The 22,230-nt window shown below is 75.1% G+C and carries 17 protein-coding genes; 5 read left to right on the top strand and 12 right to left on the bottom strand.

Translation table 11 applies throughout. The annotated features are described in order from the left end of the window. Both JNW98_RS28375 and JNW98_RS28370 read left to right on the top strand, forming a co-directional pair. On the top strand, positions 1-459 hold a 459-nt coding region (locus tag JNW98_RS28375; RefSeq protein WP_504755479.1), incomplete at its 5' end, for a beta/alpha barrel domain-containing protein. Between the two features lie 278 nt (positions 460-737). Continuing rightward, a complete protein-coding gene (locus JNW98_RS28370; protein WP_223771165.1) occupies positions 738-2,309 on the top strand; it encodes a malate synthase in 1,572 nt (523 codons plus the stop codon). A 13-nt stretch (positions 2,310-2,322) separates the two neighbouring features. Here the strand turns inward: JNW98_RS28370 and JNW98_RS28365 are convergent, their stop codons facing one another. Then, entirely contained in the window at positions 2,323-2,556 is a 234-nt protein-coding gene (locus JNW98_RS28365; RefSeq protein WP_223771164.1) for a hypothetical protein, read from the bottom strand. A gap of 184 nt (positions 2,557-2,740) precedes the next feature. Here JNW98_RS28365 and JNW98_RS28360 point away from each other — a divergent pair, with 184 nt between their 5' ends. Then, positions 2,741-3,631 (top strand): NmrA family NAD(P)-binding protein, encoded by an 891-nt coding sequence (locus JNW98_RS28360; protein WP_223771163.1) that lies wholly within the window; start codon positions 2,741-2,743, stop codon positions 3,629-3,631. A 287-nt stretch (positions 3,632-3,918) separates the two neighbouring features. Continuing rightward, positions 3,919-5,166 carry a glycosyltransferase 87 family protein gene (locus tag JNW98_RS28355; RefSeq protein ID WP_223771162.1) on the top strand — a complete coding sequence of 416 codons (1,248 nt, stop codon included), beginning with the start codon at positions 3,919-3,921 and terminating at the stop codon, positions 5,164-5,166. Positions 5,167-5,311: 145 nt separating this feature from the next. Here JNW98_RS28355 and JNW98_RS28350 read toward each other — a convergent pair whose 3' ends face one another. The 10 genes from JNW98_RS28350 to JNW98_RS28310 all read right to left on the bottom strand — a co-directional run bounded on the left by JNW98_RS28350 (position 5,312) and on the right by JNW98_RS28310 (position 20,898). Next, positions 5,312-7,369 carry a SpoIIE family protein phosphatase gene (locus JNW98_RS28350; protein ID WP_223771161.1) on the bottom strand — a complete coding sequence of 686 codons (2,058 nt, stop codon included), beginning with the start codon at positions 7,367-7,369 and terminating at the stop codon, positions 5,312-5,314. A 189-nt stretch (positions 7,370-7,558) separates the two neighbouring features. After that, positions 7,559-10,306, bottom strand: a complete 2,748-nt coding sequence (locus JNW98_RS28345) for a SpoIIE family protein phosphatase (RefSeq protein ID WP_372459339.1) — start codon at positions 10,304-10,306, stop codon at positions 7,559-7,561. 458 nt (positions 10,307-10,764) lie between these two features. Beyond that, positions 10,765-10,842, bottom strand: a complete 78-nt coding sequence (locus tag JNW98_RS37060) for a 50S ribosomal protein bL37 (protein ID WP_504755481.1) — start codon at positions 10,840-10,842, stop codon at positions 10,765-10,767. Positions 10,843-10,886: 44 nt separating this feature from the next. Then, positions 10,887-12,236 (bottom strand): hypothetical protein, encoded by a 1,350-nt coding sequence (locus tag JNW98_RS28340; RefSeq protein WP_223771160.1) that lies wholly within the window; start codon positions 12,234-12,236, stop codon positions 10,887-10,889. A gap of 51 nt (positions 12,237-12,287) precedes the next feature. Next, positions 12,288-13,049: a diguanylate cyclase gene (locus tag JNW98_RS28335; protein ID WP_372459338.1), complete on the bottom strand. Its 762-nt coding sequence runs from the start codon at positions 13,047-13,049 to the stop codon at positions 12,288-12,290. Positions 13,050-13,142: 93 nt separating this feature from the next. Then, complete coding sequence (locus JNW98_RS28330; RefSeq protein ID WP_223771159.1) at positions 13,143-14,252, bottom strand: enolase C-terminal domain-like protein; 1,110 nt, start codon at positions 14,250-14,252, stop codon at positions 13,143-13,145. A gap of 6 nt (positions 14,253-14,258) precedes the next feature. Next, the gene (locus tag JNW98_RS28325; protein WP_223771158.1) at positions 14,259-16,058 is read right to left on the bottom strand and encodes a thiamine pyrophosphate-requiring protein; all 1,800 of its coding nucleotides are present in this window, start codon (positions 16,056-16,058) and stop codon (positions 14,259-14,261) included. Positions 16,059-16,093: 35 nt separating this feature from the next. Next, positions 16,094-17,080, bottom strand: a complete 987-nt coding sequence (locus tag JNW98_RS28320; RefSeq protein ID WP_223771157.1) for a TIGR03557 family F420-dependent LLM class oxidoreductase — start codon at positions 17,078-17,080, stop codon at positions 16,094-16,096. A gap of 341 nt (positions 17,081-17,421) precedes the next feature. Further along, entirely contained in the window at positions 17,422-18,675 is a 1,254-nt protein-coding gene (locus JNW98_RS28315; protein ID WP_223771156.1) for an MFS transporter, read from the bottom strand. An 18-nt stretch (positions 18,676-18,693) separates the two neighbouring features. After that, positions 18,694-20,898 carry an MMPL family transporter gene (locus tag JNW98_RS28310; RefSeq protein ID WP_223771155.1) on the bottom strand — a complete coding sequence of 735 codons (2,205 nt, stop codon included), beginning with the start codon at positions 20,896-20,898 and terminating at the stop codon, positions 18,694-18,696. A 122-nt stretch (positions 20,899-21,020) separates the two neighbouring features. Between JNW98_RS28310 and JNW98_RS28305 the strand changes: the two genes are divergently transcribed. Continuing rightward, on the top strand, positions 21,021-21,695 hold the full coding sequence (locus tag JNW98_RS28305; protein ID WP_223771154.1) for a TetR/AcrR family transcriptional regulator: 675 nt from the start codon (positions 21,021-21,023) through the stop codon (positions 21,693-21,695). Here the strand turns inward: JNW98_RS28305 and JNW98_RS28300 are convergent. Then, the gene (locus JNW98_RS28300; protein ID WP_223771153.1) at positions 21,653-22,189 is read right to left on the bottom strand and encodes an L-2-amino-thiazoline-4-carboxylic acid hydrolase; all 537 of its coding nucleotides are present in this window, start codon (positions 22,187-22,189) and stop codon (positions 21,653-21,655) included. The genes JNW98_RS28305 and JNW98_RS28300 overlap by 43 nt on opposite strands. Between the last annotated feature and the right edge of the window lie 41 nt (positions 22,190-22,230).

Genomic DNA, 22,230 nt, shown 5'->3' with positions numbered 1-22,230 from the left:
CCCCACGCCGACCTGCTGTGGGTCGAGACCGGCACCCCCGACCTGGCCCAGGCCAAGGAGTTCGCCGAGGCCATCCACGCCGAGTACCCCGACAAGATGCTGGCGTACAACTGCTCGCCCTCCTTCAACTGGAAGGCCGCGCTCAACGACGAGGAGATCGCCGAGTTCCAGCGCGAACTGGGCGCGATGGGCTACCGGTTCCAGTTCATCACCCTGGCGGGCTTCCACTCCCTCAACCACGCCATGTTCGACCTCGCCCGCGGCTACGCCGAGCACGGCATGACGGCGTACGTGGAGCTCCAGGAGCGGGAGTTCGCCGCGCAGGAGCACGGGTTCACCGCCGTGAAGCACCAGCGCGAGGTGGGCACCGGCTACTTCGACCTCGTCACCACCGCGCTCAACCCCGCCTCGTCCACCACCGCCCTGACCGGCTCCACCGAAGAGGAGCAGTTCCACTAGCCGGCGGCCGGACAGCCGCTCCGGCGGGACCCGTTCCGAACGGAACGGCTCCCGCCGGAGCGGTTTCCCCGCAGCGCCGGCAGGGCAGTTCCCGGAGAACCCCCGCCCCCCTCGCCCCGGTTCCCCGGGCCCTCCGGACGGGCCCGGAAGGAAACGGCCGGAGCGCCGCCGTGGCCGCACCCCGCCCGTCGTCCCGCCGCCCCTCGCCGTCCCGCGCCCCCGTCGTCCGTGCCACCCCGCCCGCCCCGGGCCGCTCACACCACCCCCAGGAGACCGCCATGGCAACTCCCGCCCTCTCCAGTCGTGTCCGCACCCTGAGCGTCCTCGGCGGCCGGACCACCCCGTACGACGACGTCCTCACCCCCGCCGCCCTCGCCCTCGTCGCCCGCCTCGACGACGCCTTCGCCGCCCGCCGCTCCGCGCTCCTCGCCGAACGCCGTCACCGGGCCGCACTGCTGGCCCGCGGCGGCGCCCTCGACTTCGTCCCCGCCACCTCGGCCGTCCGCGCCGACCGCTCCTGGCGCGTCGCCCCGCCCGCCCCCGGGCTCACCGACCGGCGCACGGAGCTCACCGGCCCCCCGGACCCCGCCATGGCGGCCGAGGCGGCGGTATCCGGCGCCCGGGTATGGACCGCGGACTTCACCGACGCGACCGCGCCCACCTGGGACAACGTCATGGAGGGCCAGCGGACGCTGATCGCGGTGACCGAAGGGCGCATCGGCCCAGGACCGGCCGCCGGGCCCACCCTCGTCGTCCGCCCCCGGGGCTGGCACCTCACCGAACGGCACCTGGTCGTCGACGGCCGCCCGGTCCCCGCCGCCCTCGTCGACCTCGGCCTGTACCTCTTCCACTGCGCCCGCCCGCAGATCGCGGCGGGCCGCGGCCCGTACTTCTCGCTGCCCCAGGTGGAGAACCACCTGGAGGCGCGGCTCTGGAACGACGTCTTCGTGCTCGCCCAGGACATGCTGTGCCTGGAACGCGGGACCATCCGCGCCACCGTCACCGTCGAATCGGTCACCGCCGCCTTCGAGATGGAGGAGATCCTCCACGAACTCCGCGACCACGCGGCCGGACTGGCCGTCGACCACGCCGGCTACCTGAGCAGCGTCGTCCGCACCTTCCCGCACCGGCGCGACCACCTCCTCCCCGACCGCGCGAAGATCACCGCGACGGCGCCGTTCCTCCGCGCCCGCACCGAACTCCTCGTCCGCACCTGCCACCGCAGGGGCGCCCACGCCATCGGCGGCACCGCCGTCCGCGCCGTCCCCGTGCTCGGCCTCGACCGGCAGGCGGACGAGGCTGCCCTGGCCCGGGTCCGGCTCGACGCGGAACGGGAGGCCGAGGTCGGCTTCGACGGCACCCGGGTCGCCCACCCCGGGCTGCTCCCCGTCTGCCGCACGGCCTTCGACGCGGTCCTCGGCGACCGCCCGCACCAGCTCGAACGCACCCGCGAGGACGTCCACGTCACCGCCGCCGACCTGCTCGCCGTCCACCGCACCAGCGGCCGCCCCACCGAACAGGGCGTCCGCGCCGCCCTGGGCACCGCCCTCCGCTGCCTGGACGCCTGGCTGCGCGGCGCCGGACGCGTCGTCCACCAGGGCCGGCTGGAGGACGCCGGCTCCGCCGAACTCGCCCGCTGCCAGCTCTGGCAGTGGCTCCACCACGGAGTCGTCCCGCGCGCCGGCGTACTCCGGCTGCTCGACGAGGAGAGCTCCGCCCTCGCCGCCGCCGACCCCGGCTCCCGCTGGGCCGACGCCCGCGACGTCCTCGTCCGCGCGGCCCTCCACGACGACCTGCCCGCCTCCTTCACGACGGACGCCTACGCCCGGTACCTCGTCCGCCGGGACTGAGACCGGAGCCCTCTCAGTGCCCCCGGCGGCCCAGCCGGGGGCACACGCACGCGACCTCGCCGCACACGTGGTGGCGCAGCGGGTCCCGGCGCGGCGCCACGCCGTTGCGCAGCCCGTCCGCGTACGTGCCGGGCGGCTCCCGGTACGGGGAGCTGGTCTTGCAGTCGGGGCACGCCCACCGGCCGAAGATGCCTTTCACGGCCTTGCCGCAGCCGGTGCACTCGTGCTCGGTGATCTCAGGCAGCATCCTTCGCCTCTGTTCGGAAGGGGCGGGTCTGTTCGGACGGGCGGGCGGCAGCAACGGTACCCGCCCGGCCGCGCGCCGGACCCGTCCGGGGGGTGGCTCCTTGCCGCCCGGCCGGGAATACACCCCCGCCACCCCGCCGTTGCGGCCCGTGACGGTTTTCCGATCATGAACGCGGAGGGGTCCGATGACCATCCTGGTCACCACGCCGAACGGCTCGGTGGGGCGGTACGTGACGGAGGCGCTGCGCGACCGCGACGACGTGCGGTTCCTGGTGCGCTCCGCGGCCGGCGCCGAGGCGCTGGGCGCGGTCAAGGGCGAGATCGTGCGCGGGAACGCCGCCGACCCCGCCGCCGTCCGGCGCGCCGTCGCCGGTGTCGAACGGCTCTACCTCGCCCACCCGTTCGCCGCCGACCAGGCCGCCGTCGAGACCGGCCTCGGCCTCGCCGCCCTGGACGCGGGCGCGCACCGGATCGTCAAGCTCGGCGCCCGCCCGTTCCCGAAGGCGGCCGGGACGGTTCCCGACCCCGTCACCGGAGCGCACGACACCGTCGTCGCCCGGCTGCGGGACGCCGGCGTGCCCGAGCTGACCGTGCTCCGGCCCGACCGCTTCCTCCAGAACGTCCTCCCGGCCGCCGCCGACATCGCCGCGGGCACCCTGGCCGACCCCGGCGGCGCCGAGGCCGCCCGCGGCTACGTGGACACGCGGGACATCGCGGAAGTCGCGGTCGCCGAACTGCTGGCGGACCGGCCCGTCGGCGGCGAGATCGACATCAGCGGCCCCGAGGCGCTGACCCCGGGCCGGCTGGCCGAACGCTTCGCCGCCGTGCTCGGCCGGCCCGTGCGGTACGCCGACGTCCCGCTCGACGCCGCCTGGCGCGCCGGGCTCGCCGGCCGCGGGGTGCCGCCGTGGCAGGTGGACGGCCTGTACGGGCTCTACGCCAACTACCGCCGGGAGGGCACGGCCGGACTCGGGGACGGCGTCCGCCGCGTCCTCGGCCGCGCGCCGCGCTCGGCCGCCGACTTCGCGGCCGACCTGCTCGCACCGGCCGTCGCCGCCGCCCTGTCCGGGGCCTGACGCACGGCGAGGACCGCGGCCGGCCGCGCGTTCCCCGTCCGGCAGGCCCGGTCCCCGCCGAGCGGGGGGCGGTTCGGCCGCCGGAGCGGGGGAAGGGATCTCCGGCGTGGAGAGTGCGTCCGCGCGCCGTCGGGTCCGGGGCCCCGCCGCGCCAGGGCCGCGCGAGTCGGGGTATCAGGAGGTCCGATCGTGTGCGACATGCCACCGACGGCGTAAAGGGAAGGCCCGGGCCGTCCGGCCGGTCACGCTGAGGCGCGTCGATCGAGGCCGTGTCAGGAGACCTGGGCGTGAACAGATCGCGTGAGTGGCCGTTCCCGGGGATCCGGGGCCGGGCGTGGCCGGGCCGCCGCCCCGGCTGGTGCCTCGCCCTCTCGGTCGCCCTGCACGCCCTGGCCGTCGGCCTGTTCTCCCCGGCCCCCCTCGACCTGCGCGTCTACCACGACGCCGCGCCGCTCGTCCTCTCCGGCGGCCTGTACGACTACGTCCTCCACACGAGCCCGCCCATCCCCGCGCTGCCGTTCACCTACCCGCCGTTCGCGGCCCTGGTGTTCCTGCCCCTGGCGTACCTTCCCTGGGCGGCGGCGGTCTGCCTGTGGCAAGCGGTCTCCGTGGCCGCCGTGTTCGTCGTCTGCGGGTGCGCCGTACGGCTGCTGGGCTCCGGCGACCGGTTCCGGGACCGGTCCCGGGCCCTGCTCTGGACCGCCGCCGGGCTGTGGCTCGAACCCGTCCGCCACACCCTCGACCAGGGGCAGGTCAACCTGCTGCTGGGGGCGCTGGTCCTGGGAGCCGTGGCCGCCCTCCGCACGGCCGCGGGGCGGGGGGCGGCCGTGGGGGTGGCCGCCGCGGTGAAGCTCACCCCGGCCTTCGGCGGACTGTACTTCCTGGCGACCCGCCAGTGGCGGGCGGCCGCCTGGGCCGTGGCCACCGCCTGCGCGGCCACGGCACTGGCCTGGCTGGTCGCGCCGCGCGAGTCGGCCCGGTACTGGACGACCCTGGTGACCGACACCCGTCGCGTCGGCCCGCTGTGGACCGTGCGCAACCAGTCCCTGCGCGGGGCGCTCGGCCGGCTCCTCGGCCACGACGCCGCCCTCTCCGCGGCCTGGTGGCCCGCCGTCGCGCTGATCACCGCCCTCGCGGCGTACGCCGTGTTCCGGGCCGTCGCACGGCAGGACCTGCTCGCCGTCCTCATCACCGCCGAGCTGTACGGGCTGCTGCTGTCGCCCATCTCCTGGAGCCACCACTGGATCTGGTGCCTGCCCGCCATGATCTGGCTCGCCCACGGCGCCGGACTCCACCGGCCCCTCGCCCGCGCCGCGCTCGCGGCCTGGATCCTCGCCACGGGCGCCCGACTCGTCCCCCTGCTGTCCCGCTGGGAGGACCACGCGCACGCGGCCGGACCGTACCCGGGACCGGCCGCCTGGCCCGGCGCCGCCTACGCCGCGTGCGCCCTGCTGAGCCTGCTCGCCGTCGCCAGGGCCCCGGCGCCGGCGGTGAGTCCGGCCGTGGCGGGGAGCACTCCCGGGCCGGGCGGGTGAAGAGCGTCCGGGCCGGAGACCGTCGGGGCCGCCCGCGTGCGGGCCGTACGGTCCGGAGACCGTCCCGGGCCGCCCGCGTGAAGAGAGGTCGGGCCGGAGGACGGCCGGCGGCCGCCGCGCGGGCGGACCGGACGGGCTGCGGCCGTCAGCCGTCCTCCGGCAGCCGCACCGCGATCAGGCAGATGTCGTCCTGGCCGGTGACCGAGGGCTCCGCCAGCAGTGTGTCGCAGAACGCGTTCAGGTCCGCCCGGGCCAGGCCGGACGCCGTTCGGGCAAGCCGGGACAGGCCCTCGTCGATGTCCTCGTCCGGCCGCTCCACCAGCCCGTCCGTGTAGAGCAGCAGCGTCCCGCCGGACGGCAGCGGCTCGACCGCGCTGATCCGCCACTCGTCCGGGACGGGCATGCCCAGCAGCGGGGACATGGCGCCGTCCAGGAAGCGCGTGCCGCCGTCCCGGTCCACCACCAGCGGCGGCGGATGCCCCGCCACGCAGTAGTGCGCCTGCCGGCCGCCGCCCGGCGTGTGTTCGATGCGGACCAGGGCGCAGGTGGCGGTGCCCTCCTCCGGGTCGAGGACCTGGGTGGCCCGGTCGAGCCGCCGGATGATGTCGCCCGGCGGCTCCTCCCGGTCGGCGGCGAGGCTGCGCAGCATGTTCCGCATCCGGCTCATCGTCACGGCGGCCTCGATGTCGTGCCCCGCCACGTCCCCGATGACCAGCACCGGCGCGCCGTCCCCGAGCACGAACGAGTCGTACCAGTCGCCGCCGACGTCCGCCGCCGCCGGGCTCGGCAGGTAGCGGGCCGTGATCACCAGGTCGTCGTAGCGCGGCGGCTCGGTCAGCAGGCTGTGCTGGAGGGCCAGGGCCACCCGCTGGGTGCGCTGGAACTCAATGACGTTGCGCAGCGGGTCGTGGGCCTGTTCCAGGAGTTCGCGGAGCAGTGCCTCGTCGGTCGCGTCGATGGGATCGCGCTCGCCGCAGGCGAAGGCGTCGACGATCGCGGCGAGCGTGCCGTCGATGACGACGGGGACGACCACCATGCTGTGCGCGCGCACCTCCCGCAGCCACGCCATGCTGTCGGGCGGGGCGGTGCCGGGCGGGATGCGGTCGGGGTCGAACGACTCGTGCACCACCCGCCGTTCGCGGACCGCGCGGGCGAACGCGCTGTCCGGCGCGATGTGCTCCTCGCCCAGCCGGGCGGGGTGCGGGGGGAGGCCCTCGCGCGAGCGGGCCGCGATCCGCTCCACGACCAGCGGGGCGCTGCCCGTCAACTGGTAGGTGGGGTCCCGGAAGAGGTAGATGCCGCACTTGTCGGCCAGGGACGGGACGATGACGTCACCGAGCGCGGCGAAGGCCGACCGCGGCTTGGTGGACTCGGCCAGCACGGCGGCGCCGCGCGCCAGCACGTCCTTGCGGCGCTCCTCCCGCCACCGGTCCTCGATGTCCGTGCAGGTGCCCACCCACTCGACGACCCGGCCGTCCTCGCGGACCGGCACCGCCCGCACGTCGAAGTGGCGGTACGTGCCGTCGACCGTCCGCAGCCGGTACACGTACCGGAACTCGTCCGGCACCTCCTCCAGCGCCCGCTGCCAGGCCGCGTCCATCGGCTCCCGGTCCTCCGGGTGCAGGGCGTCCATCCAGCCGTCCCCGCGGAACTCCTCCCACGTCTGGCCGGTCACCCGCTCCCAGCCCGGACTGGGCTCGATCGTGCCGCCCTTGGCGGCCGTCACCCACATCATCTGGGTGTTGGCGGTCACCAGGTTCTCGAACCGGCGCAGGGCGCGCAGCCGTTCCTCCGACACCCGGCGGATCCGCTCGGTCGCCCGGATCTGCTCGGTGACGTCCATCGCCACGACGAGCACGCCGCGCTCGTCCTCCGACGAGCCGACGGCCGAGAGGCTGAAGGTGTAGTAGCGCGTCCCGCCGTCCTCCGGCGAGGCGCCCTCGGTGGGCGCGGCGTCCAGCGACACCGGCGCCCCGGTGTTCCGCACGTCGTCGAAGAGGGCGAGGCAGCCGCGCTGCCGCAGGTCGGCGAAGACCTCGGTGATGGGGACGCCGAGCGGCCGGTCGCCGAAGAGCTCGCGGTAGACGGCGTTCATGTACACCAGGCGGTGACGCGGCCCCCGGGTGACGGCCATGGCGACCGGCGCCGGGTCGAACATCCGCCAGTCCGGGGCCGGGGGCGGCGGCGCTGTGCTCTCCGGCATGGTCCTCGGTCCTTCCGTCCTCCGAGGGCCGCCGCGCGGCGGCCCTCGTCCGGTGGGCCGCCTCCCGGCGGGCCGGTACGGGCCCGGGCACCTCAGCCGATACGGGCCCCGGCCCCCTCACCCGAGCGGCTGCCCTCACCCGAGCGGCTGCCCTCACCCGAGCGGCTGCCCTCACCCGAGCGGCTGCCCTCACCCGAGCGGCTGCTCCGCCCAGATGACCTTGCCGTCCGGCGTGTACCGGGTGCCCCAGCGCTCGGCCAGCTGGGCCACCAGGAACAGGCCCCGGCCGCCCTCGTCCTCGGCCGCCGCGTACCGCAGGTGCGGCGACGTGCTGCTGGTGTCGGAGACCTCGCAGATCAGCGTGCGGTCGCGGAGCAGCCGCACCCGGATCGGCCCGGAGGCGTGCCGGATCGCGTTGGTGATCAGCTCGCTGAGGATCAGCTCGGTGGTGAACACCGCCTCCTCCAGCCCCCACAGCCCCAGCTGCCGGGTCACATCGGCACGGGCGCGGCCCACCACGGCGGGGTCGGAGGGCAGCTCCCACTCCGCGATCCGCTCCCGCTCCAGGATCCGGGAGCGCGCCACCAGCAGGGCGATGTCGTCGCTCTGCCGGGCCGGCAGCAGCGCGTCGAGCACCGCCTCGCAGGTCTCCTGCGGCGTCCGGCCGGGCTGTTCGGCCAGGGTGTCGTGGAGCACGGCGAGACCGGCGTCGATGTCCCGTTTGCGGTCCTCGACCAGCCCGTCCGTGTACAGCACCAGGCTGCTGCCCTCCGGCAGCCGCAGCTCCGCCGCCTCGAACGGCAGCCCGCCCAGGCCCAGCGGCGGGCCGGCCGGCAGCTCCGGGAAGTCGACGGTGCCGTCCGGGGCGACCAGGGCGGGCAGCGGATGCCCGGCGCGGGCCAGCGAGCAGACGCCCGTCACCGGGTCGTACACCGCGTAAAGGCAGGTGGCGCCCGCGATGGCGGGCTCGTCGGCGTCCCCGGCGGCCTCCTGGTCGATCCGGGCGACCAGCTCGTCGAGGTGCCCGAGGAGCTCGTCCGGCGGCGGGTCGAGCGCGGAGAAGTTCAGGACGGCCGTGCGCAGCCGGCCCATGGTGGCGGCGGCGTGCAGCCCGTGCCCGACCACGTCCCCGACCACCAGCGCCACCCGGGCGCCGGGCAGCGGGATCACGTCGAACCAGTCGCCGCCCACCCCCGCCTGCGCGGGCAGGTAGCGGAAGGCGACGTCCAGCGCCGACTGCTCGGGCAGCCCGCGCGGCAGCAGGCTGTGCTGGAGGGCGACGGCCATGTCGTGCTCGCGCGTGTAGCGGCGGGCGTTGTCGATGCAGACCGCGGCCCGCGCCGCCAGCTCCTCGGCCAGCGACAGGTCGTCCTCCTCGAAGGGCCCGCTGTCGCTCGTCCGCCAGAAGTTGGCGATGCCCAGCAGCACGCCGCGCGCCTTCAGCGGCACGGTGATCAGCGACCGGAAGCCGTACTCCAGGACCGCCTGGGTGCGCTCGTAGTCCTGCGTCCGCCAGCCGGTCGAGGACGCCAGGTCCGGGACGAGCACCGGGCGCCCGCTGACGAACCCGGTGGCCTGCGGGGTCGGGCCGGCGAAGGTGACCAGGTCACCCGCCGGGTACAGCGGATGGTCGTCCCGCGGCCCGGTGAGCGCCACCCGGCGCAGCTCGGCGGCGTCGCCGCCCATCGACATCCGGGGCTCCTCGCCGTGCAGCACGGCCTCGGCGAGGTCGACGGTCGCGTAGTCCGAGAACCGGGGCGACGCCACCTGGGTCAGCTCCTCGGCCGTCCGCCGCACGTCCAGGGTGGTGCCGATGGCCACGCTCGCGTCGTACAGCAGCCGGAGCCGGCCGCGGGCCGTCTCGGCGCGGCCCGCCAGCGCCCGCAGCTCGGTGGAGTCCCGCAGGGTGGCGACGCTGCCGGGCGGGCCGCCGCCGCGGTCCGTCGGCCGGTTGTTGACCGCGAGCAGGCGGTCGCCGACGGGCAGCACCTCGTCCGAGACGACCTGCCGCGACAGCAGCAGCTCGGCCGTCCGCGGGTCCAGACCCAGGTCGCCGACGTGCCGGCCCTCCACGTCCGGCGGCAGCCCGAGCAGCCGCCGGGCCTCGTCGTTCACCAGCAGCAGCCGGCCGTCCCCGCCGACGATGACCACGCCCTCGCGCACCGCGTGCAGCACCGCGTCGTGGTGCTCGTACATCCGCGCCATCTCGGCCGGGCCCAGCCCGTGCGTCTGCCGCCGCAGCCGGCGGCTCACCAGGGCCGTACCGGCGGTCGCCAGGGCCAGCGCCACCGCGCCCGCGCCCAGCACCCAGGGCAGTTGCCGGTCGAAGGCGCTGCTCACCGCGGCGACCTTGATGCCCGAGGACACCGCGCCGACGATCCGGCCCCGGTCGTCGCGGACCGGCACCACCGCCTGCACCTCCTCGCCGAGCGGGCCGTGCACGCTCTCGACGGTGACCTCGCCGGTCCTCAGCGACGGCTCGACGGTGCCGACGAAGTGCTTGCCGATGAGGGACGGGTCCGGGTGGGTGTAGCGGATGCCGTTCCGGTCGGTGACCACGACGAAGTCCACGCCGCCGCGGTGCCGGGCGTCCTCGGTCAGCGGCTGGAGGACGGACGACGGGTCGGGGCCCGCCATGACGGCCGGCAGCCCGGGGGCGTGCGCGAACGCCTCGGCGGCGGCCAGCGATCGGTCGCGGGCCGCCTGGAACCTGTCGGTCCGCGCCTGGAAGAGCAGGGTGCCGACCGCGGCCACGACGAGCAGCAGCACGATGAGCACCTGCAGCACGAACATCTGGCCGGCGACGCTACGGGTGCTCGCCACCCGCCAGCGCCGTGCCGACGTCCCGCGCGGCCGCCGCTCTCGCCGTTCACCCACGTGCGAGCCGGCGGGCCGGCGGCCGGACGGCCTCCAGGAGCGGCCCCGGATTCGGGCCATGTTCCATGTCTACCCCGCCGCACCGCGCGGCGCGAATGATGGCCGCCGCGCGAGGGGCGCCCGGGGCGGGGGCGGGGACCGCGGCGGGGGCTGAGGACGGGGCCGGGGTGGCCGGGGCCGGGACGGCCGTGGCCGGGGCTGGGACGGCCGTGGCCGGGGTCACCACTCTTCGTCCGCGAGACCGGCGTCCCGGTCCTCGTCGCTGACCACCTGCTCCAGGGCGTCCTCCTTCATCTGCTCGATCTGGTCCGCCACGTCGCGTTCGGAGAGGGTCATCTGCCGGCTCCTCTGTCGGGCTCGGGGGAGGCTGAGGGGAGGGGGTGGCGACGGCGCGCCGCACGTGGCACCCATCCCACACGCGGACGGGACGCGGCGCAGCCCGCCGCCCCTCGAACGGGTGATATCGCGGAGAACACACCCGTGGGAAGGGACGGCGGGCCACACCGCGCCGGATCACGTCAGCACTGCGGACGGCTTCCGTGGTTGGCGGCCTTGTTGCGGCGGGCTCGCTTCTTGCGGCGTCGCTTCGAGGACATGGGACCTCCTCGGGTCGGTTCGGTGCGGTGTCCGGTGGGGCTCCTTACCGGATTCCACGTTTCCACACCGGCTTCCCAGCTGCCACGGGAGCCGCACTCCGTCGCAAGGGCCCAGTGGCTACCCCGCCGCCCGGAACACCAGCACCGTGTTGTGCCCGCCGAGGGGCGGCGCTCGGCGGGTGCGTGCCCGCCTGCGTGCCACCGCCCGCCTCCCGGGGCGCGGAGAGGCGCTCGGCCCCCGGACCGCTGCCGGGCCCCGGCCCGCTCAGCCGCCCGTGCCGACCGTCCCGGCCGACCCCCGCGGCAGCAGCCGCCGCGCCCGCTCCGCCTGCCAGGTGTCCCCCAACGCCGCGAACTCGGCCGCCAGTTCCGCCACCAGGGCGTCGTCGCGCGGGCCGGCCGCGTCCAGCAGGCGTATCAGGGTGACGCGGGCGAGCTCGGTGTGGCCCTGGAGGCGGGCGAGGCGGGCCCAGGTGAGCGGGGGGGTCGTCCTCGGGGGCGGGGCAGGGGGCGGTGTGGGCCCAGGCCGTCAGGTCCCGGGCGGCGTCCGGGAAGCCGGGCAGGGAGTCGCGCAGCGGAAGGAGCAGGGCGTGGTCCGTCGCGTCGCCGTGGCGGGCCAGCAGGACGGCCGCTCCGGCGAGCCGGTCCGCGGGGTCTCCCGCGCGGAGGCCGTGCCGGAGCAAGGTGCGCAGGAGCGGTACGTCCTCCGGCCGGTGGTCGTGGCGGACGGCCGCCAGGGCGCCGGTCCTGCGGGCCGGGTCGGCGGCGACGACCTCGTGGCTTGTGGCGTCCGTGCGCAGCAGGGCCAGGTCGGCGCGAGCGGCGGCGAGGACGGTCTCCCGGGCGGATACGCGGAGGGAGTCGTCCAGCTGGTACGCGCAGCCCTCCACCGCGTTGAGGAGCACGAAGTCCGGCTCCGTGCGCCGCTCCGCGCGCTCCATGCGCGCCAGCAACTCGCGCGGCGGGCGCAGGCGCAGGCCGAGGCCGGACAGCAGCGTTTCGCGGTCCGCGTCGAAGCCGGGGCCGTAGTTCTCGCGGAGCTCCTCCTCCGCCTCGGCCAACCCCGCGGCCAGCGTGGCGTCGTCGTCCTCGGACGACAGGCAGGACGCCTCCCCGGGCAGGCCGATGAGGATCTCCAGGGCGTCGTCCAGGCTCTCGGCGAGCAGCGCGGCCGAGCCCTCCGAGTCGGCGTGCAGGACCTCGCCGCCTGCGCAGAGGAAGTACGTCCCGCCCGAGTCCTCGCCGGCTATCGGCCGCAGCGGCCCGCCCGAGGCCAGCCGCACCTCCTCGACGTGCACCGCGCCGTCGATGTCGAAGGCGAAGGGGTACGCCGCGAGGGCGGCCAGGTCCGGGCGCCGGTGGAGGATGTCCAGGGCGCGGTCACTGTGCGTCATGAAAGGGACCGTAGCAGCGGGGTACGACAACGCCCCCCGGCTCCCGCCCGCTCAGCCCGCGAGCGCCCGGTCGTACCGCTCGGCCTTCGCCTCCGCCCGCCTCCGCCCGCGCCGCTTCATGCCCCGGCGCACGCACCGGACCAGCTCCTCCCCGTACGGCAGCGCCACGAACGTGCCCACCGCCAGGGCGATCCCGGCCAGGTACTTGCGCGGCAGCGGCCGGCGGCGCGGGACGAACTTCCAGGCCGTCGGGTCGCCCGCGCCGCCGCGCAGCAGGGAGCGCACCTGGTCGGGGTGGAGGCACATCAGGGAGGCCAGAGCGGCGAACGGCAGCGACTCCAGGAAGCTGTGGATGTGCTGCTCCACGGGCCTGACGTCCCGTTCGCTCTCCACGGCCGTCCGGACGTCCCACAACGCCGTCGCCTCGTGGCAGGCCGTCGCGCCGAGCTGCACCGACAGCAGCAGCGGGTTGACCTCGAAGAGGAGCGTGAGGACGATCGGGACGCCGACCTCGGTCATCATCAGCGAGTGGATGAGCGATTCCTTGGTGCCCGAGGTGTCCTCGATGCGGGTCCGCCGGTGCATCACCCAGTCGGCCACGCCCGGGACGAACCAGGAGGGCAGCAGGCCGTACATCAGGTAGCGGGTGGTGGCGTTCTCCACCGCCACCTCCGAGGCCAGCGCCGAGGTGAGCGAGGTCTTGGAGGCCAGGGGCGCCGTGGTGGTCAGGGGGCGTCGGGGGACCAGGGGGGTCTTGGCCACCAGGGACGTCTTCGAGCTCAGGGAAGCGGCGGCGCCGCGTCGAAGGAACATGCGGAAAAGATCCTTCCTTACGTGAAAGCGACAAAGCCCCAAAAGAGGTGAGCGTCCGTCACAGGGGCACAACAGGTTCACAGGTTCACAGGGTCACAGGACGCGGTACGGGCTCGCCTCCGCCCGGCGGAAGGCCATCCCGTGCCCGGGGGCGCCGTCGGCCCCGGGCCGAATCGTTCCGCCGGACGGGTCGAGAGCACCCGAGAACAGCGTCGACTCGATGCGCACGTGGTCGTGGAACCACTCCACGTGCCGCAGGTTGGGCACGCACGCCGCCACGTGGGCGTGCGCGTGGGGCGCGCAGTGCGCCGAGATCTCCAGGCCGTGCGCCTGGGCGACCGCCGCCGCCCGCAGCCAGCCGGTCGGCCCGCCGCAGCGGGTGGCGTCCGCCTGGAGGCAGTCGACCACCCGGGCCAGCCGGCCGAAGTACGCCGGGTCGTACCCGTACTCGCCGGCGGCGACGTCGCACCGGCACTGGTCGCGGACGACCGCCAGCCCCTCCAGGTCGTCGGAGGAGACCGGCTCCTCGAACCAGGCCACGCCCAGCTCGGCCAGCGCCGCGCCGACCCGCACCGCCTGCTTGCGGCCGTAGGCGCCGTTGGCGTCCACGTACAGGGCGGCCTCCGGGCCGATGGTCTCCCGCGCGTGCCGCACCCGTTCGAGGTCGCGGTGGACCTCACGGCCCCACGACTCACCGATCTTGATCTTGACGCGGCCGATCCCGTGCCCCCGCACCCAGCCGTCGAGCTGCATCGCCAGGTGCGTGTCGTGGTACGTGGTGAAGCCGCCCGACCCGTACACCGGCACGTCCTCCACGACCGCGCCGATCAGCCGGACCAGCGGCAGGTCCAGCAGCCGGGCCTTGAGGTCCCACAGCGCCAGGTCCACCGCCGACACCGCGCACCCCAGCAGCCCCTGCCGGCCCGCGTTGCGCACGGCCCGGACCATCGCCTCGTTGGCTCCGGCGACGTCCAGGGCGGAGCGCCCCACGACGAGGCCGGCCAGCAGCCCGTTCACGGCCGCGCCCGCCTCGGCGGGGGCGTACGTCCAGCCGGTGCCGGTCACCCCGTCGCAGTGCGCCTCCACGACCACGACCGTGGTGGCGTCCCAGGCGAGCGTGCCGTCGGCCTCGGGGGCGTCGGCCGGGACGGTGAACGCCGCCACGTCCAGCCCGTCGATCCGCCCGTCACCGTCATTCCGCATGGGCCGTCAGGACTCCTTCTTGTGCCGGTGCGGCAGGAACTCCTGGACCTTCGCCTTGATGCCCTGCTTCACCATGCTCGCCCGGTCCGTGTCGCCCTTGAGGATGGACTTGACCGTCGACTCGATCTGGTCCCAGTCCGCGTGCGGCGGGATCGGCGGCACCGCCGGGTCCGTCACGAACTCCACCAGCGCGGGCCCCGGCGCGGCCAGCGCCTCGCGCCACGCCGGCTCGACGTCCGCCGGCTTCTCCACCTTGATGCCGGTCAGCCCGATCGACCGGGCGAACTCCGCGTACGGCACGTCCGGCAGCTGCTGCGACGGCAGGAACTGCGGCGAACCGCTCATCGCCCGCATCTCCCACGTCACCTGGTTGAGGTCGTGGTTGTTCCACACCCCCACCACCAGCCGCGGATCCTCCCACTCCGCCCGGTACTTGGCGATCGTGATCAGCTCGGCGAGCCCGTTCATCTGCATCGCACCGTCGCCCACCAGCGCCACCACGGGCCGCTCCGGATGCGCGAACTTGGCGCCGATCGCGTACGGCACGCCGCTGCCCATCGTGGCCAGCGTGCCGGAGAGCGAACCGCGCATCGGCGGACGCATGCTCACGTGCCGCGCGTACCAGTTGGCCACCGAACCCGAGTCGCAGGTGACGATCGCGTCCGACGGCAGCAGCGGCGACAGCGCCCGGGCCACGTACTCCGGGTTGACGGGATCGGCGCTCACCGCCGCCCGGCTCTCCATCACCTTCTTCCAGCGGGCCACGTCGCCCTCCACCTTCCGCTGCCAGTCGCGGTCGGTGGAGCGCCGCAGCAGCGGGATCAGACGCTGGAGGGTGGCGCGCGCGTCGCCGATGAGGTTGACCTCGTACGGGTAGCGCAGCCCGGCCATGTGCGGGTCCAGCTCGATCTGCACGGCCCGCGCGGAGCCGAAGTCCGGGAGGAACTGGGAGTAGGGGAAGTTGGAGCCGATCGTCAGCAGGGTGTCGCAGTCGCGCATCAGCTCGTACGACGGCCGGGTGCCCAGCAGCCCGATCGACCCCGTCACGTAGGGCAGCTCGTCGTCGAGCACGTCCAGGCCCAGCAGGGCCTTGGCGACGCCGGCCCCCAGCAGGTCCGCGACCTGCTCCACCTCGGCCCGCGCCCCCGCCGCGCCCTGCCCCACCAGCATCGCCGTCCGGTGCCCGGAGTTGAGCACGTCCGCGGCCCGCTCCAGGGCCTCGTCCGACGGCACCGACTGCCAGTCGCTGTGGTCGAGGCTGGAGGGCACCATCTTGAACGCGTGCCCTGGCGCGCTGTACGGCAGCTCCTGCACGTCCGCGTGCACGATCACCGCCGTCGGCGCGCGTCGCGCCAGTGCTGTCCGCGCCGCCCGGTCCAGGACGTTCGGCAGCTGCTCCGGGACGGTGACGGTCTCGACGAAGTCCGAGGCCACGTCCTTGAACAGCGCGTGCAGGTCCACCTCCTGCTGGTACGCGCCGCCCATTGCCGTCCGCGCGGTCTGGCCGACGATCGCCAGCACCGGGACGTGGTCGAGCTTCGCGTCGTAGAGGCCGTTGAGCAGATGGATGGCGCCCGGTCCCGACGTGGCGACGCAGACCCCCAGCCGGCCGCTGAACTTGGCGTACCCGACGGCCTCGAACGCGGCCATCTCCTCGTGCCGCGCCTGGATGAAGCGCGGCTGGTCGTCCGCCCGCTCCCAGGCCGCCATCAGCCCGTTGATCCCGTCGCCGGGATAGCCGAAGACCCGCTCCACGCCCCACTCGCGCAGCCGGGCCAGGATGTGGTCGGAGACCTTCTCAGCCACTGTGTTCCTCTCCGCTCGGTGTCCGCTCAGCCCGCTCAGCCCGCCCGGCCCGCCTCGTCGGCGAGCCGGGGCAGTACCTCGGTCCGGTAGAAGTCGAAGAAGCCCCGCTGGTCGGGGCCGATCTGGTTGACGTGGACCCGGTCGAAGCCGGCGTCCGCGTACGCGCGCAGCGCCGCCGCGTGCTCCTCGGGGTCGTCGCCGCAGGTCACCGCCTGAGCCACCCGGTCGGGGGTGACGAGCTGCGCCGCCTGCTCGAAGTGGGCCGGGGTGGGCAGCACCTGGTTCAGCTCGCCCGGCAGCTGCTCCACCGCCCACAGCCGGTGCGCGGTCTTCAGCGCCTCGTCCCGGTCCGGGCCCCAGCAGACCTTGACGCCGCCGTAGACCGGCTTGCCCGCGCCGCCCGCCCTCCGGAAGCGGTCGACCGCCTCCGCGTCCGGGCTCATGGTGATCAGCCCGTCGCCGCACCGGCCCGCCACCTCCGTGGCCGCCGTGCCGAACGCCGAGACGTCGATGGGCACCGGTTCGTCCGGAAGGGTGTACAGCCGGGCGTTCTCCACGGTGTAGTGCCGTCCCGCGTGACTGACCTGGCCGCCTTCGAACAGCAGCCGCATCACCCGGACGGCCTCCTCCAGCATCTCCAGCCGCACCGCCGCCCGCGGCCACGGCCCGCCCAGCACGTGCTCGTTCAGCGCCTCCCCGCTCCCCACTCCCAACCGGAACCGGCCCGGCCCCAGCAGGACGGCGCTGGTCGCCGCCGCCTGCGCGGTGACGACCGGGTGCATGCGTACGGTCGGGCAGGTGACGGCCGTCTCGACCGGCAGCGAGACCGCCTGGGCCAGTGCTCCGATCACCGACCAGACGAACGGGCTGTGGCCCTGTTCGGCGGTCCACGGGTGGAAGTGGTCCGAGATCCAGAGGGAGGTGAAGCCGGCGTCTTCGGCCATGCGGGCTTGTTCGAGGAGGTCCGCGGGGGAGTGCTCCTCGCAGGCGAGGAAGTAGCCGTACGTGGTCTGGGGGGCCATCGGGGCGGGGACTCCCTCCTCGGACGGGGCGGCGCTCAGACCGGACGGGTAACCCCACGGGGCGGTGCCGAAACCTCCGGTCGGCGGCCGGGTGGGTGTGCCCCGGCCCCGCCCTTTCACCGTTTCTTGCGGGGCGAGCCCCCGCACCCCCGAAACCGCGCTCCGCGCGGTTGTCCTCAAGCGCCGGACGGGCTGAAGTGCCCGCCCGGGGCGGCACCATTCAGCCCGTCCGGCGCTTGAGGACGAGCGGCGAAGCCGCGACAAGGGGGGTCTGGGGCGCAGCCCCAGGAATCGGCGAAGTGGGGGTGCCCCCTCTGGGGGAGGGACCGGGGCACCCCCACTCAGCGCCCCGCCACCTCCCGACCGAACCGCCACAGAACGATCACGGCCCCCACCACCGCCACCACCGCCCCGCCCGCGAGGGCGAACCGCAGGTGCGCGGTCGTGACACCGTCACGGAACGCCAGCCCCGCCAGCGCCGTACCACAAGCCGCACCGGCCAGCCGGCCAAAGGAGAGCTGGGCGGAGGCACGGCCGTGCAGGCTCCGCGGAACGGAGTTGAGAGCCGCGCGGGACGTCGAGGGGAACAGCAGACCGAGCCCCGCGCCGAGCAGGACGCCACCGGGCAGCAGCCACAGGCCGTGCGGCGCGGTGCCGGGGACGGCGTACGTGCCGCAGGCCGCCGCGCAGGCGGTGAACCCGGCCGCCGCCGGGAGCCGTTCGCCGTGGCGGTCGGTGAGCCGGCCGGCCACCGGCCCGGCCGCGCCGATGCACAGCGCCACGACCATCGGCGCGAGCGCCGCCCGCAGGACGCCGTAGCCCGCCGCGTGCTGGAGGTACTGCTCGACGAGGTAGAAGGAGCCGATCATCACCGCGAAGGTGAGGGCCGCCACGGCGGAGGCGCCGCGTACCGCGCCCATCGGCGCCCGCCGGCCCGGGACCGCGCCCGGCACCGGTGCCCTCGCTTCCGGCGCCGCCGCCGGATCCGGCGGTGGCGGCACCAGCCGGCGGCCGTCCACCGGAGACCGTACCCACCGCAGCACGCACACCGCCGGCAGCAGCCCCATCGGCAGCAGCGCCCACCAGTTGGCGCGCCACCCCCACACCTCCGTGAGCACCCCGCCCAGCAGCGGGCCCACCAGGTTGGACAGGCCCGAGGCCGCGCCCCAGATGCCCAGCGCGGTGCCCCGCCGCTCCGCGGGGAAGCCCGACACCGCGCCGGCCAGCGCCGCCGGGCTGGCGAGCCCGGCGCCCGCGCCCTGGAGCACCCGGGAGGCGACGAGCACCCCGAACGAGCCGGCCAGCGCGCCCGTCAGGGTGCCCGCGCAGAACACCGCCAGCCCGGTCAGGGCCAGGGCTCCCGGGCCGAAGCGGTCCACCAGCCGGCCGCCGGGGAACAGCCCCACGGCGTACACCGCGAAGTAGGTGGTCATCAGCCACGCGGCGGTGCCCGCCGAGACGTCGAAGTCCGAGCCGATCGACGGCAGGGCGACGGCGACGATGGTCCCGTCGGCCTGCAACAGCGCGGCGATGGCGGTGTAGACGGCGAGCCGGGTCCAGGCGGAGCGCGGTACGGCGGGGGCGGTGTCGTCCATCCCGGGTCAACTCCCTTGTCAGTCGGCCGGATCGGGGCCCGCCGCCGCGGCCGGCGCCGTCCGCCGCGCCGGCCACCACGCCTTCTCGCCCAGCAGGTACGTCAGCGCCGGCACCAGCACCACCCGCACCAGGACGGTGTCGAGCAGCACGCCGAGCGCCACCGTGAAGCCGAGCTGGAAGAGCATGACCAGCGGCAGGATCATCAGGATCGAGAAGGTGCCCGCCAGCACCAGACCGGCGCTGGTGATCACCGAGCCGGTGCTGAGCAGGGCGGTGCGCACGGCGGTGCGGGTGTCGCGGGCGCGGGCGTCCTCGCGCACCCGTGCCATGAGGAAGATGTTGTAGTCGACGCCCAGCGCGACGAGGAAGAGGAACGCGAACGTCGGCATCACGGGGTTGACGCCGTGCTGGCCCAGCAGGTCGCGGAAGACGTACATCGAGATACCGAGCGCCCCGAAGAAGGACACGACGACCGTGGCGATCAGGTACAGCGGCGCCACCACCGCCCGCAGCAGCGCCACCAGCACCAGCATGATGATGGCCAGGATCAGCGGCACCAGGATCCGCAGGTCGCGGTCGGCGGCGTGTTTGGTGTCGAGCTGGACGGCCGGGTCCCCGCCCACCACCGCCCGTACGCCGGGCGGGAGTCCGGAGGAGAGCGCGTGCCGGACGTCGGCGACGCGGTCGAGCCCCTTCGCGTCGTACGGGTCGGTGTCCAGGACGACCTGGAGCCGGCCCGCCCGGCCGTCCTCCGAGCGGACCGGCTGGGGCGCGACCGAGGCGACGTCCGGCACCGAGCGCACCCGGGCCGCGGCCCCGGCGAGGTCGGCGCCGGAGAGCGGGCCGTCGGCGCGTTCCACTACGACGGTCAGGGGCGCGGCGGTGCCGGCGGGGAAGGCGTCGGAGAGGGCGCGGTAGCCCGCGGCGGACGACGTCGGCTCGCGGAAGGCGTGCAGCAGGCTCATGTCGTCGACGGACCGGGTCAGTCCGGTGGCGCCCGCGGCGAAGAACAGCAGCGTCGCGGCCGTCGCCCACCACGGCCGGCGGAACACCGCCCGCGCCGTGCGCTCCCAGGCACGGCCCACCGCGCCGGCCCCGGCCTTCTCCTGGCGCGCCCGGACCCGCCGCAGCAGGGCCTTGGGGCCGATCAGCGCCAGCAGCGCGGGCATCAGGGTGAACGTGGACAGCAGCACGCTCGCGGTGCCGATGATGCCGACCGGGCCCAGCACCCGCGTCGAGCCGAGGTCGGCGGCGAAGAGGGCGGAGAGCGAGGCCATGACCGTCAGCCCGCTGAAGAAGACGGTGGGCCACACCCGCCGTACGGCGCGGCGCAGGGCGGGCCAGGGGGCGGACGGATCCGCCGTCAGCTCCTCCTGGTAGCGGGCCGTCATCAGCAGGCAGTAGTCGGTGCCGGCGCCGAACATCAGGATCAGCATCAGCGACGTGGCCTGGCTGTTGATGAGCAGCCCGGCGTGCGCGGCCAGCGCGTAGACGATCCCGGCGGCCAGGACGTAGGCGAAGCTCACGACGACGAGCGGGACGAACGCCAGCAGGGCCGAGCGGTAGACGATCAGCAGCAGGACGAGGACCAGGACCGCCGTCGCCCCCAGCAGCCGGAAGTCGACGTCGCTGAAGATGGCGATGGCGTCCGCGCTGATCCCGGCCGGGCCGGTGAACTCCGTCGTCACGCCGGAGGGCGGGTGGACGGCGTCGCGCAGTGCGTCGACGGTCTGCCGGACCTTCTTGCCGCCGGTCGCGGTGACCGGGACGACCGTCACGGCCACCGAACCGTCCGCCGAGACCAGCCCCTTCACCGGCTGTCCCCGGTCGGTGAAGGGGGCGACGGGCGGCTGGGTGCCGGGGACGGCGCGCAGCCGCGCGGCGTCGGCGCGCACCGCCTCGCGGTCGGCGGGGGTCAGGCCGCCGGGACGGCGCTGGACGACCAGGGCCGGGCGGGTGTCGCCGTCCGGGAAGCGGTCCTTGAGGAAGCGCGACACCTCGGCGGAGGGCGCGGAATCGGGCAGGAAGGCGGCGGCGTTGTTGCTCGTGACGTTCTGCAGCTTGCCCTGGAAGGGGCTCAGCAGGCCGGCCAGCAGCAGCCACCCGGCCACCACCAGCCAGAGGAGCAGGCGCGGCCGGGCGCGGGAGGAGGGTGGTGCCGGGGGCGCGGTGTTCCGGTTCGGGTTGCTCCGCTGACGCCCGGGCCTCGCTTCGCTACGCACTGCATCACCGCATTCGGGGTCTAATCTGAGGCCTCGGCTCTGGGGCCTCAACAGTCCCGCCAGATAGTAGACCAACCGCCAGGGCTTAGACACATTGTCCAAGCCGTGTCCGAGGAGTGTGAGTGAGCACCGAACGACCCGATGCGGCGGCCGGCCGTTCCGGTTCCGGATGGAACCGGATGGTCGCCCTGCACAAAGAACAACTGCGCGCCGCCATCGGGGAGGCCGCGGTGCAGATCGCGGCCGAGCAGGGCCTGGCCGGCACCACCATGTCGAAGATCGCGGAACGGGCCGGCGTCTCCCGGGCCACCGCCTACAACTACTTCAAGGACGTCGAGCACGTCCTGCTGTCGGTGGTGAGCGACGAGGTCGACCGGTTCTACGGACGGCTGCGCGAGCGCCTCGACGGCGTGCACGGCCCCCGGGCGAGGCTGGAGGCGTTCCTGACCGCGCACCTGGAGTACTTCGCGCAGCCCGAACGCCGGTCGGGAGCCCTGCAGTTGCAGGCGCTCGGCATCAGCCCCACCATACGGGAGCGGATGGCCGCGCACACCGACCGGCTGCGCGCCCTGCTCTCCGAGGTGCTGGAGACCGGCCGGGCGGAGGGCGTCTTCGACGAGCGCGTCAGCCCCGACCGGCACGCCGAGCTCCTGATGCACCTGCTGTCGGCCGCCCGGGGCCAGGTGCTCAGGGGCGACGTGCCGGTCGGGACGGTCGCCGCCGACCTGCTGCTGCTCGTCGAGTCGGGGCTGTGTCAGGACGGCCCGCCGTCCCCCTCGGGGCGGGGGCGCGCGTAGCGGAAGACGCAGACGTGGTGCCCGTCCGTCTGCCGGCGCAGGCTCTCGGCGGACATCTCGGGGAAGGCCCGCCGGGTCGCCTCGAAGTCGAGCTCGCAGAGGACGGGCCGCGGTTCGCTCAGCCCGAGGTCCTGGGCCGCGGTCAGGCACATGCAGGTGCGGCACACCTCCATCACCACGTCCTCGTCGTCCGTCGAGACGTCGAGCGCCTCCTCCAGGAAGCCCATGGCCGCGAACCGGGGGAGGGCCTTGCCGAACCCCTCGGCGAGCGAACACCCCGTGATGAGCGGCCCCATCCGGGCCGCCTGGCGCTCGGGGTACCCGTCGAGCAGCGCCTCCCGCGCCCCCTCCGGGCCGCGCTCCGCCTCCAGTTCGAGGTAGCGGCGGAGGCGGTCGCGGAGCATCCGGCGCGTCTGCGCCCGCTTGTCGGCGCCGTCACCGCCCTCGGGGGCCGGGCCGGCCGGTGCCGAGGGGGCCTGGGTCGTGTCGGTCACGCTGCTTCTCCTCGTGTCGGGGGAGGGGCGGGGGGACGTGG

The sequence above is a fragment of the Streptomyces huiliensis genome (assembly GCF_020037025.1).
In the GTDB taxonomy this organism is placed as follows: domain Bacteria; phylum Actinomycetota; class Actinomycetes; order Streptomycetales; family Streptomycetaceae; genus Streptomyces; species Streptomyces huiliensis.
This window is presented reverse-complemented; position numbering and strand designations above follow the sequence as displayed.

What these genes read in the sequence shown, in the direction of transcription:
- JNW98_RS28370 (WP_223771165.1), top strand. Translation starts at nt 738, where the DNA reads ATGGCAACTCCCGCCCTCTCCAGTCGTGTCCGCACCCTGAGCGTCCTC.
- JNW98_RS28365 (WP_223771164.1), bottom strand. Translation starts at nt 2,556, where the DNA reads ATGCTGCCTGAGATCACCGAGCACGAGTGCACCGGCTGCGGCAAGGCC.
- JNW98_RS28360 (WP_223771163.1), top strand. Translation starts at nt 2,741, where the DNA reads ATGACCATCCTGGTCACCACGCCGAACGGCTCGGTGGGGCGGTACGTG.
- JNW98_RS28350 (WP_223771161.1), bottom strand. Translation starts at nt 7,369, where the DNA reads ATGCCGGAGAGCACAGCGCCGCCGCCCCCGGCCCCGGACTGGCGGATG.
- JNW98_RS28345 (WP_372459339.1), bottom strand. Translation starts at nt 10,306, where the DNA reads ATGGCCCGAATCCGGGGCCGCTCCTGGAGGCCGTCCGGCCGCCGGCCC.
- JNW98_RS37060 (WP_504755481.1), bottom strand. Translation starts at nt 10,842, where the DNA reads ATGTCCTCGAAGCGACGCCGCAAGAAGCGAGCCCGCCGCAACAAGGCC.
- JNW98_RS28340 (WP_223771160.1), bottom strand. Translation starts at nt 12,236, where the DNA reads ATGACGCACAGTGACCGCGCCCTGGACATCCTCCACCGGCGCCCGGAC.
- JNW98_RS28335 (WP_372459338.1), bottom strand. Translation starts at nt 13,049, where the DNA reads ATGTTCCTTCGACGCGGCGCCGCCGCTTCCCTGAGCTCGAAGACGTCC.
- JNW98_RS28330 (WP_223771159.1), bottom strand. Translation starts at nt 14,252, where the DNA reads ATGCGGAATGACGGTGACGGGCGGATCGACGGGCTGGACGTGGCGGCG.
- JNW98_RS28320 (WP_223771157.1), bottom strand. Translation starts at nt 17,080, where the DNA reads ATGGCCCCCCAGACCACGTACGGCTACTTCCTCGCCTGCGAGGAGCAC.
- JNW98_RS28315 (WP_223771156.1), bottom strand. Translation starts at nt 18,675, where the DNA reads ATGGACGACACCGCCCCCGCCGTACCGCGCTCCGCCTGGACCCGGCTC.